The organism is Cereibacter johrii (assembly GCF_001720585.1).
Taxonomy (GTDB): Bacteria; Pseudomonadota; Alphaproteobacteria; order Rhodobacterales; family Rhodobacteraceae; genus Cereibacter_A; species Cereibacter_A johrii.
Window position 1 is genome coordinate 1 of sequence record NZ_MABH01000123.1, and the last position, 10,661, is coordinate 10,661.

At 70.0% G+C, this 10,661-nt stretch carries 9 protein-coding genes and 2 pseudogenes; 5 read left to right on the top strand and 6 right to left on the bottom strand.

Annotation, left to right across the window (positions count from 1 at the left end):
* Nucleotides 1–231 (top strand): annotated as a pseudogene (locus tag A9O63_RS09970) (PLP-dependent aminotransferase family protein); the annotation flags it as partial.
* 1 nt (nucleotide 232) lies between these two features.
* Here the strand turns inward: A9O63_RS09970 and bioB are convergent.
* The 3 genes from bioB to A9O63_RS09985 all read right to left on the bottom strand — a co-directional run bounded on the left by bioB (nucleotide 233) and on the right by A9O63_RS09985 (nucleotide 2,513).
* Nucleotides 233–1,207, bottom strand: a complete 975-nt coding sequence (gene bioB / locus A9O63_RS09975) for a biotin synthase BioB (protein WP_069331794.1) — start codon at nucleotides 1,205–1,207, stop codon at nucleotides 233–235.
* Complete coding sequence (locus A9O63_RS09980) at nucleotides 1,204–1,761, bottom strand: biotin transporter BioY (RefSeq protein WP_069331795.1); 558 nt, start codon at nucleotides 1,759–1,761, stop codon at nucleotides 1,204–1,206. The genes bioB and A9O63_RS09980 overlap by 4 nt, the downstream gene beginning before the upstream one ends.
* 83 nt (nucleotides 1,762–1,844) lie before the next feature.
* A complete protein-coding gene (locus A9O63_RS09985) occupies nucleotides 1,845–2,513 on the bottom strand; it encodes a GntR family transcriptional regulator (RefSeq protein WP_069331796.1) in 669 nt (222 codons plus the stop codon).
* A gap of 648 nt (nucleotides 2,514–3,161) precedes the next feature.
* Here A9O63_RS09985 and dusA point away from each other — a divergent pair.
* Together dusA and A9O63_RS09995 are read left to right on the top strand one after the other, a co-directional pair.
* Nucleotides 3,162–4,157, top strand: coding sequence for a tRNA dihydrouridine(20/20a) synthase DusA (gene dusA / locus A9O63_RS09990; protein ID WP_069331797.1), 996 nt, complete (start codon nucleotides 3,162–3,164; stop codon nucleotides 4,155–4,157).
* Between the two features lie 79 nt (nucleotides 4,158–4,236).
* On the top strand, nucleotides 4,237–5,055 hold the full coding sequence (locus A9O63_RS09995) for a sulfite exporter TauE/SafE family protein (protein ID WP_069331798.1): 819 nt from the start codon (nucleotides 4,237–4,239) through the stop codon (nucleotides 5,053–5,055).
* A 331-nt stretch (nucleotides 5,056–5,386) separates the two neighbouring features.
* Here the strand turns inward: A9O63_RS09995 and A9O63_RS10000 are convergent, their stop codons facing one another.
* From A9O63_RS10000 to pyrC, 3 genes are all read right to left on the bottom strand, one after another.
* Entirely contained in the window at nucleotides 5,387–6,877 is a 1,491-nt protein-coding gene (locus A9O63_RS10000; protein ID WP_069331799.1) for a replicative DNA helicase, read from the bottom strand.
* A 268-nt stretch (nucleotides 6,878–7,145) separates the two neighbouring features.
* A complete protein-coding gene (locus A9O63_RS10005; RefSeq protein ID WP_069331800.1) occupies nucleotides 7,146–7,844 on the bottom strand; it encodes an orotate phosphoribosyltransferase in 699 nt (232 codons plus the stop codon).
* Between the two features lie 42 nt (nucleotides 7,845–7,886).
* A complete protein-coding gene (pyrC, locus tag A9O63_RS10010) occupies nucleotides 7,887–8,927 on the bottom strand; it encodes a dihydroorotase (protein WP_069331801.1) in 1,041 nt (346 codons plus the stop codon).
* A 143-nt stretch (nucleotides 8,928–9,070) separates the two neighbouring features.
* Here pyrC and A9O63_RS10015 point away from each other — a divergent pair, with 143 nt between their 5' ends.
* The gene (locus A9O63_RS10015) at nucleotides 9,071–9,985 is read left to right on the top strand and encodes an AAA family ATPase (RefSeq protein WP_069331802.1); all 915 of its coding nucleotides are present in this window, start codon (nucleotides 9,071–9,073) and stop codon (nucleotides 9,983–9,985) included.
* Between the two features lie 104 nt (nucleotides 9,986–10,089).
* A pseudogene (locus tag A9O63_RS10020) lies at nucleotides 10,090–10,661 on the top strand (VWA domain-containing protein); the annotation flags it as partial.

The following is a 10,661-nucleotide window of genomic DNA, read 5'->3' on the forward strand; positions in this document are numbered from 1 at the left end:
GCCACCTTCGATCTGCCCGCCGGGGGCCTCGCGCTGTGGCTGCGCTGCGCGGGCGGCTCGGCCGAGACCTGGGCCGAAGCCGCAGGGCAGGCGGGTCTGGCCCTGCTGCCGGGCACACGTTTCGCGCTGGAGGGCCCGGCGCCGCACGCCTTCCGTCTGGGCTATGCGGCGCTGGACGAGGGGCAGATCGTCCGGGCGGTGGACATCCTCGCCCGGAGCTTCCCGGGCTGAGCTATTCCGCCTCGACCGGCAGGCGGGCCCGCGCCGCGGCGATGTGCAGGCCGAGCCGGGTGAGCAGGTCCTGATCCTTCCACGCCGCCGGGTTGCCGGTGGTCAGAAGCTGGTCGCCCACGAAGATCGAATTCGCCCCCGCAAGGAAGCAGAGCGCCTGCAGCTCGTCGCTCATCCCCGTGCGCCCGGCCGACAGCCGCAGCACCGAGGCCGGCATCAGGATGCGGGCCAGCGCCACGATGCGCACCAGCGCGAAGGGATCGACCGTCTGCGCGCGGCCCTGCACCGGAACGCCCTCGATCTCGTTCCAGAGGTTCACCGGCACGCTGTCGGGATGCGCAGGCAGCGTTGCCAGCGTCACCAGCAGGGCGATGCGGTCCTCCTCGGCCTCTCCCATGCCGAGGATACCGCCGCAGCAGACCTTGATGCCGCCCCTGCGGACCTGCTCGACGGTCTCGAGACGGTCCTCCATCGTGCGCGTGCTGGCGATCTGCGCGTAATAGGCGGGCGAGGTGTCGATGTTGTGGTTGTAGAAATCGAGTCCCGCCGCCTTCAGCCGCGCGACCTGACCGGGCGAGAGCATGCCCAGCGTCATGCAGGTCTCGAGCCCCAGATCGGCCACCCCCCGCACCATGTCGCAGAGCCTGTCCATGTCGCGGTCCTTGGGGCTGCGCCAGGCGGCCCCCATGCAGAAGCGCTGCGCGCCGGAAGCCTTGGCGCGGCTGGCGGCGGCCAGAACCTCCTCCGTCGCCATCAGCCTGGTGGCCTTCACCCCGGTGTCGTGATGGGCGGATTGCGAGCAATAGCCGCAATCCTCGGGGCAGCCGCCGGTCTTGATGCTCAGAAGGCTCGCGGTCTCGATCGCGGTGGGGTCGAAATGCGCGCGGTGCAGCGTCTGGGCGCGGTGCATGAGGTCGGGGAAGGGCAGGGCGTGGATCGCCCTGGCCTCCTCCATGGTCCAGTCGGTGCGCATCATTGCCAACGGCCCTTCAGGCGGGCGAATGCGCCGATCAGCCCTGCAGCCAGGGCCAGCTTGACCAGATCGCCGAGGATGAAGGGCAGGAAGCCCGCCGCCAGCAGGGACGAGGCCGGAACGAAATGGGCAAGCCAGGCAAGGCCTGCGGCATAGACCACCGTCAGCCCCGCAAGCATTGCGAGGAACCGCCCGATCGCCCCCCGGCCCTCTGCCAGCCAGCCGGCGAGGCCCGCGCCCAGCAGGTAGCCCGCAAGGTAGCCGCCGGTCGGCCCGGCCATGTAGACCAGTCCGATGCCCCGTTCCGGTGAGCCCGAGAAGACCGGCATCCCCACGGCGCCCGCCGCCAGATAGGTTGCCATTGCCGCGAGCCCGAGCCTCGGCCCGAGCGCTGCGGCGAGGAAGAACACCGCCAGCGTGTGCAGCGTCATCGGCACCGGCCAGAACGGGATCTGGATCTTGGCGCCGAGCGTGATCAGCGCCGCGCCGCCGAGCGCCAGTGCAAGGCCGCGTCCGAGCGCCGCGGGACGGCCGAGGGAAGGGGTGAGAAGCGCCAAGGGTGTATCCTCCGGAGATAGGGTCGAATCTATCTATAATGAAGGCGCCTCGCAGCCGCTCCGGCAATGGATTTTATAGATAATCAGTCGAGGATTTCGTAAGTCCCTGGCGTGTCGCCATTCTTTGCGGATCGCTTGCGTTTTCCGACCCAGCCGACATGGCGGGCGAGCGTGGCGCAGGCGAGGTCGGTCTGCCCCTTGCGCAGCGCATCCAGAATGGCGCGGTGGTCGTGATCGGTGCGCGCCTCCCAGTCGCGCCGCCAGGCCGCGAAAAGGAACCGCGCACTGGCCGCCTGCAGGTCGTCGATGGTCCGCAGCAGACGGGGCATCCGGCAAGGCGACAGGATCAGCCGGTGGAAATGACGGTTCGCCTCCTCCCACTCGCGAACCGTGCCGGCATTGTCGCCGTGGCGCGTAACCTCTTCGGCTTCATTCAGAAGGGCGCGCGTCAGGTTGGGAGCGGCATGGCGCAGGGCGAGGCTTTCGAGGCTGGATCGCATCTCGGCGACCTCGCGCAGCTCGGCCACGTCGAACTCGGTGACGCGGAAGCCGCGCCTCGGTTCGCTCTCGGCCAGTCCTCGGGTCTGCAGCTCGCGAAAGGCCTCGCGCACCGGCACATGGCTGGCGCCGAACTCGGTCGCGACGTGATCCTGCCGCAACCGCGCACCGGGAGGGATCTCGCCCGAAATGATGCGGTCTGCGAGAATGCGGGCGATGCGGGCGGACTGGGTTTCTTCCGGTGTGTGCTGCATGGATTATAGATAATTTAAGCAGAGCCGCATGTCGACCCCGAGGAGGACGCGGCCGCTCGACAAGGCCCCGCCTGTGGGGAAGGCGAGCCCCGGGCGAGCCCGGGTGGCCGACAAATACATCTCCGATCGCTGCCCGCCGACGTCGGGCGCTGGAGAGGAAACTCTCCGCCGAGGCCTCCCCGTTCGCCGCTCGACCTGTGCGGATCCGCCGGGTTGATACAGAGGCGGGCCCGTAGCCTCTCGAGGTCATGCAGGGCGGCCCTGCGGTTCCGTGCCGCGTCGGCCAGCGGATGCGGTCGCCGCTTCGGGCGCACCCAGCTCTTTCTCACGCTTCTTTCATGCAGCGGGTGCGGCAGGGCGTCTGTCAAAGGTCTTCGTCTCATGATACGGATCCCTTCTCGCATCGCGCGCTCGCGCGAGGGGGGAGCCGGTCGGCAAGTTGGTCGTGCCGGACAGGTCTCGCATCGCGCCCACGCGCAAGGGGAAGCCGGTGCCGGATCCCTCCGTTTGCGGGCGCTGATCGAGCCCGGGATGACCTTCGGACCTGGCGCAAAGGGAAGCGCTGGCTCCGTGCATCGGGTCCGATGGCGAAATCGGCGTGCATGGCACGGAACAGGCCGGAACGAGACGAAGGCGAGGTGAGTGTAAGTGACTGATACTAAGCAGCGTTCGTCGACGGCCTGCCGCCTGTCCGTGGCTCCGATGCTGGACTGGACCGACCGCCATTGCCGCTTCTTCCATCGGCTGATGACGCGCCGGGCCATGCTCTACACCGAGATGGTCACTTCGCCTGCCGTCATCCACGGGCCGCGCGACCGGCTGCTGGAGTTCTCACAGGCGGAGCATCCCGTGGCGCTGCAGCTCGGCGGCTCCGATCCGGCGGAACTGGCGCAGGCGGTCCGGCTCGCGCAACCCTACGGCTACGACGAGATCAACCTCAACGTGGGATGTCCCTCCGACCGGGTGCAGTCCGGCTGTTTCGGGGCGGTGCTGATGGAGCGGCCCTCCCTCGTCGCCGACTGCGTGGCGGCCATGATCGCGGAGAGCCCGGTGCCCGTCACCGTCAAGTGCCGGATCGGCGTGGACGAGCAGGAGCCCTCCGAGGTGCTGCCCGCCTTCCTCGAGACCGTGGCCGCTGCCGGTGTGCGGCATTTCGTGATCCATGCCCGCAAGGCCTGGCTGCAGGGGCTGAGCCCGCGGGAGAACCGCGAGATCCCGCCGCTCGATTACCCGCTGGTGATCGCCATGAAGCGCCGCTTCCCCGAGCTCACGATCTGCCTCAACGGCGGGGTGGGCAGCTTGGCAGAGGCCGAGGCGCTGCTGGCGCAGGGGCTCGACGGTATCATGATCGGCCGGGCCGCCTACAACGAGCCCGAACTCCTGCTCGGGGCCGACCGGCTCTGGGGCGAAGAGCCGCCGCGCGATCTCGCGGCAGTTCTGAGCGACATGCGTCCCTATATCTCGGCGCATCTCGAGGGCGGCGGGCGGCTGCACCAGATCACCCGGCACATGCTCGGGCTCTTCGCCGGGCGGCCCGGTGCCCGCCACTGGCGGCGCATCCTCTCCGAGGGCGCCTCCCGGCCCGGGGCGGGGCTCGCGCTCTTCGACGAGGCGCTCGAGGCGGTGCGGCCGCGCGCAGCCTGACCGTCCCTGCGGCGGGCCTCTGGCCTTCGCTCCCCGCGCAGGCTAAGGCGGGGCGCACTCCCGCAAGAACAGGCTCGCCATGACCGATCTCTCGCTGCTCCTGCCCATGCTGGCGCTCCTCCTCGCCATCGGCGCCTTCGCGGGGATCATCGCGGGCCTTCTCGGCGTGGGCGGCGGGCTCGTCCTCGTGCCGGCCTATCTCTATGCCTTCGAGGCGATGGGCTACGGCGGGCCCTCGCTGATGCGCGTCTGCCTCGCCACCTCGCTCGCCACGATCATCGTGACCTCGCTCCGCTCCGTCCATGCCCACCACCGCAAGGGCGCCGTCGATCTCGAGATCCTGCGGCGATGGGGTCTCTGGATCGCGCTCGGCGCGGTCGCGGGCACCTTCCTCGCCTCCAGCATGAAGTCGGTCGTCCTGCAGGGGATCTTCGGCTTCGTGGGCGTGGTCGTGGGCCTCTACATGGCCTTCGGCAAGTCGAGCTGGCGGCTGGGCGAGAGCCTGCCGCAGGGCGCGGGGCGGGCGGCGACCGGCACCGGGGTGGGGCTCCTGTCGGTCCTGATGGGCATCGGCGGCGGCACGTTCGGCGTCCCGCTCATGAGCCTCTTCAACGTGCCGATCCACCGTGCCGTCGCCACGGCGGCGGGCTTCGGCGTCATCATCGCCCTGCCTGCGGCCGCGCTCTTCCTGCTCACGCCCACCGATGCGGCGCCGCCCCTGACGGTGGGCGCGGTCAACCTCCCCGCCTTCGGCATCACCATCGCCATGACGCTCCTGACCACGCCCATCGGCGTGAAGCTCGCCCATGCGATGGACCCCAAGCCCCTGAAGCGGGTCTTTGCCGTCTTCATCATGATCGTGGCGCTGAACATGCTGCGAAAGGCGTTCCTCGCCTGATCCGCACGGCGGGGCGGAGGCACGCCTGTATGCGTCGTCGGAGCCCCCCTCAGGCGCTGCGGCACGGGAGCAGCAGACGAGCTTCAACCGGGCGCTCCCGCGGAAGGCAGCCCTCGCCCGATCGCTGCCGGGCCGGGAATGGCGGATCCTTCCGCGCAGGCGCCGGAGGGCAGGGCGCGAAGGGCGCGTGCGAGGGTTTCTGGCGCGGTCCTGCCGAGCCTCGGCGTCGGACGCCGCCGATCTGCCGCGGGTGCGCGGCCTGCCGGCCTTTTCCGCGGCAGCGCCGGAGAGCGGGGGCTCGATGCCCCCCGATCCGGCCCCTCCCGGCGCGTCAGTAGCTCTCGATTCCCTGCTGCCAGGGCCGCACGAGGTTGCCGAACCGCGTGAAGCGGCCCTCGAAGCTCAGCTCCACCGAGCCGATGGGCCCGTGGCGCTGCTTGCCGATGATGACCTCGGCCTTGCCATGGACCTGCTCCATGATGGCCTGCCACTGGGCCATCTTCTCCATCTCGTGATCGCCCGGCTTCTCGCGCTCGCGGTAATATTCCTCGCGGAACACGAACATCACCACGTCGGCGTCCTGCTCGATCGAGCCCGATTCGCGCAGGTCGGACAGCTGCGGCCGCTTGTCGTCCCGGCTCTCGACCGAACGCGACAGCTGCGACAGCGCCACCACCGGGATGTTCAGCTCCTTCGCGATGGCCTTCAGCCCCTGCGTGATCTCGGAGACCTCCTGCACGCGGTTGTCGCGCGAGCCGCCCGAGCCCTTCAGCAGCTGGAGATAGTCCACCATTAGCACGTCGAGCCCATGGGTCCGCTTCAGCCGCCGCGCGCGGGCCGCCACCTGACTGATCGGCAGGGCCGGCGTGTCGTCGATATAGAGCGGGCAGGCCTCGAGCGCCTTCGCAGCCTCGACGAAGCGGCGGAATTCGGCCTCGGTCATGTCGCCGCGGCGGATCTGCTCCGAGGGCACCTCCGCCGCTTCCGACAGGATCCGGGCGGCCAGCTGCTCGGCGCTCATCTCGAGGCTGAAGAAGCCCACCACGCCGCCTTCGATCGCCCCTTCCGCCCCATCGGGCAGGCGCCCGCGGCGGTAGGCCTTGGCGATGTTGAAGGCGATGTTGGTGGCGAGCGAGGTCTTGCCCATCGAGGGGCGCCCGGCGAGGATCAGAAGGTCGGAGGGATGCAGCCCGCCCAGCTTCTTGTCGAGATCGGCAAGTCCCGTCGAGATGCCCGCAAGGCCCCCGTCGCGCTGGTAGGCCGCATTGGCCACGTTCACCGCGTCGGTCACCGCTTTCAGGAAGCTCTGGAACCCCCGCTCGGCCTGGCCCTGTTCGCCCAGCCGGTAGAGCTTCTGCTCGGCCTCGACGATCTGCTCCTTCGGCTCCGAAGCCACATCGACCCGCGCCGCCTTGGCGGCGATGTCGCGCCCGAGCCCGATCAGCTCGCGCCGGACGGCCAGATCGTAGATCATCTGCGCATAGTCCCGCGCGGCGAAGGCCGAGATGGCCGCCCCCGCGAGCCGCACCAGATAGGCGGGCCCGCCCAGTTCCTTCAGCCCCGCATCCTCCTCGAGGAAGGCCTTCAGCGTCACCGGCGAGGCCAGCGCATTCTTCTGGATCCGCGCCGCCGCGATCTCGAAGATGCGCTGGTGGACGGGATCGAAGAAATGCTCGGCCCGGATCACCGAGGCGATGCGGTCGAAGATGTCATTGTTGGTCAGGATCGCGCCGAGCAGCTGCTGCTCGGCCTCGATGTTGTGCGGAAGCACCTCCGGAGATTTCTCCGTCTGAGGCTCCCGGAGCGCCCTGACCTCGTTCATGACTCTGCCCTCTGCTCTCATTGCGCGGGCGCCACCTTCAGCGGGCGCCCTTCGTGGTTCAGTGGCCCCTGATACCCCCGAACGGCCGCGCCGGGCAGGGGGTATAGGTTCGGGGACGATCCGGCCTGAAGCCTGTGGACAAGCTGTGGATCGTTTCGCCTGCCCCAGAGCCTACCACATATCGCGGCGCCTTCAGCCCGAAAACGCAGGCTGTGGGCCGCGCTTCGGGCAAGGCCCGGATTCGCCCACAGGCCCCCCGCCGCTCCCGTCAGAGGCGCGTCGTCAGATCGGCCGGTTTCCGCGCGTCCTGCCAGTCGCGGGGATTGGACAGGAAGCTCTCGACCTCGGCCAGCGTGGCCGCGTCGAACGCCTCCGAGGCGCGCGCCTCCGCCAGCACGTCCCACCAGGTGCACAGATGGTGCAGCGTCACCCCGTGGGCCTGCAGCCGTCCGATCGTTTCGGGAAAGATCCCGTAGTAGAAGATCACCGCCGTATGGGCGCAGCTGGCCCCGGTCTCGCGGATCGCATCGACGAACGAGAGTTTCGAGCCGCCGTCGGTGGTCAGATCCTCGACCAGAAGCACGCGCTGGCCCTCGGTCATGACCCCCTCGATCCGGGCGTTGCGGCCGTAGCCCTTGGGCTTCTTGCGCACATAGGTCATGGGCAGGCCCAGCCGCTCGGCCACCAGCGCCGCGAAGGGGATCCCGGCCGTCTCGCCGCCCGCGATATTGTCGAAGGCCTCGAACCCCGCGTCGCGCAGGAGCGTCACCGCCATGAAATCCATCAGCGTCGCCCGGATGCGCGGATAGGAGATCAGCTTGCGGCAGTCGATATAGGTGGGCGAGGGCAGGCCCGAGGCGAGCGTGAAGGGCTCCTGCGGGCGGAAATGCACCGCCTCGATCTCGAGCAGCATCCGCGCCGTCAGGCGGGCGATCTCCTCGCGCGGCGGAAAGGAGGTGGGGATCATCGGGATGGTCCTTTCATCGGGTCCGCCTGCGGCGGGAAGGGGTCAGGGTTCGACGTGCCACAGAAGCGGGAAGCCGGGATCGAAGACCGTCACCGGCCCGGCGCCCGTCTCGATCCTGGCGGGCAGCGCGAGAGCCTCCCCCTTGCGCAGGGTGATGCGCTCCTCGTTCGGCGGCAGGCGGTAGAAGGCGGGCCCATGGAGCGACACGAACCCTTCGAGCCGGTCGAGCGCGCCCTCCTCCTCGAACACATGGGCGAGGATCGGGAGCGTGTTGGTGGCGGTGAAGCAGCCCGCGCAGCCGCAGCCGCTCTCCTTGGCCGCATCGACATGCGGCGCGCTGTCGGTGCCGAGGAAGAAGCAGGCCTCGCCCCCCGTGGCCGCGGCCCGGAGCGCCAGCCGGTGCGTCTCGCGCTTGGCCACCGGCAGGCAGTAGTAATGCGGCCGGATGCCGCCCGCGAGAATGTGGTTGCGGTTGATGATCAGGTGATGGGTGGTGAGCGTGCCGGCCATGTCCGGCCCCCCGCCGCGCACATAATCGAGCCCTTCCCGCGTGGTCACATGTTCGAGCACGACCCTGAGCCCCGGCGTCGCGCGCCGGATCGGATCCAGCACCCGGTCGAGGAACACGGCCTCGCGGTCGAAGATGTCCACCGCCGGATCCGTTACCTCGCCATGCACGCAAAGCGGCAGGCCGATCTCGGCCATGGTCTCGAGCACCCCGCGCACCCGGTCGAAGTCGCGGACGCCCGAGGCGGAATTGGTCGTGGCCCCCGCGGGATAGAGCTTCACCGCCGTCACGAGGCCCGAGGCCGCCGCGGCCCGCACATCGGCCGGATCGGTCGTCTCGGTCAGATAGAGCACCATCAGCGGCTCGAACCGCGCGCCCGCGGGCAGGGCCTTCAGGATCCGGTCGCGATAGGCCTGGGCCTCGGCCGCGGTCACCACCGGCGGCACGAGGTTCGGCATCACGATCGCACGGGCGAAATGCCGTGTGGTTTCGGGCAGCACCCCCTCCAGCATCGCGCCGTCGCGCAGGTGGAGGTGCCAGTCGTCGGGGCGGCGCAGGGTCAGGCTCTGGGTCATGCCTGCCGCCTACTGCAAAGGGCGGGCCTTTTCCAGTGAGTCGCGCAAGCCCCGCCGCTCGCGACCTTGGTCGCAGACCGCGGCCCCGCGCTTGACCCGGGCGGCGCACCCCGCCACCTTCGCCCCATGACCGGAGTGAAGCCGTGACCCAATCCCTGCCCGCCTCGATCGACGCCGCCGCAGCCCTTCTCGCGGGGCAGGGCTATGTGAGCGACCGGGCGCTCTCGACCGTCGTCTTCCTGTCGCTGAAGCTCGGCCGGCCGCTCTTTCTCGAAGGCGAAGCGGGCACCGGCAAGACCGAGATCGCCAAGGCGCTGGCCGCAGCCCTCGGGCGCCGCCTGATCCGGCTGCAATGCTACGAGGGGCTCGACGCGGCCTCCGCCGTGGCCGACTGGAATTTCGCCGCCCAGATGATCGCGATCCGCACCGCCGAGGCGGCCGGCGGGGCCGACCGCTCCGCGCTCCGCACCGAGCTCTTCACCGAGGACTATCTGATCGAGCGCCCGCTCCTGCAGGCCATGCGCCCCCAGCCCGGCGGCGCCCCGGTCCTGCTCATCGACGAGCTCGACCGCACCGACGAACCGTTCGAGGCCTTCCTGCTCGAGGCCCTCTCGGACTTCCAGGTCACGATCCCCGAGCTCGGCACCATCCGCGCGCCCGAGCCGCCGCTCGTGATCCTCACCTCGAACCGGACGCGCGAGGTGCATGATGCCCTCAAGCGCCGCTGCCTCTATCACTGGGTGGATTATCCCGATTTCCCGCGCGAGGCCCGCATCCTCGCCGCCCGCGTGCCGGAGGCGCAGGAGGTCCTCGGCCGCGAGATCGTGGCCTTCGTCCAGCGCCTGCGCCGCGAGGATCTGTTCAAGCGCCCGGGCGTGGCCGAGACGATCGACTGGGCCAAGTGCCTGCTCGCGCTCGACGTGATCGAGCTCTCGCCCGAACTCATCGCCGACACGCTGGGGGCGCTTCTGAAATATCAGGACGACATCCAGAAGATCCAGGGCTCCGAGGCGCGCCGCCTCCTTGACGAGGCCCGCCGCGACCTCGCCCCGGCATGAGCCTCTTTCAGTCTGGTGCAAATATCCTCGGGGGGGCCTCCGGCCCCGGCCGGAGGCGCGGGGGGCAGACAGCCCCCCGGCGCGGGCGGGGCCGGAGCTGAGACATGGAGCTCGAAGCCCCTGCCGACGGCAGCCTTGCCCGCAACATCCTGTGGTTCGCCCGCGCGCTCCGCAAGGCGGGGCTGCCCATCGGATCGGGCCGGATCGCCGATGCGGTCCGCGCGGTCGAGGCGGCGGGCTTCACCTCGCGCGTGGATTTCTACTGGACGCTCCACGCCTGCTTCGTCTCCCGCCCCGAACATCGGGCGGTCTTCGCGCAGGTCTTCCGCCTGTTCTGGCGCGATCCGCAGTTCCTCGAGCAGATGATGAGCCTCCTCTTGCCGCAGCTCCGCGGTCTGCAGGAAGACCGGCCGCCGGAGCCGGCCGAGAAACGCGCGGCCGAGGCGCTCCTCGACGGCGCCGAGCGCCCCGAGCGCGCCGCCCCCGAGCCCGAGGGCAGCCTGATCGAGATCGACGCCTCCGAGACCGCATCGGGCGAGGAACGGCTGCGGCGGCTCGATTTCGAGCAGATGTCGGCCGACGAGATCGCGGCGGCCCGGCGCATGCTGGCGCGCCTGTCGCTCCCCGTTCCGCCGATCCGCTCGCGGAGGCTCACAGCCGCGGCGGGCGGACCGCG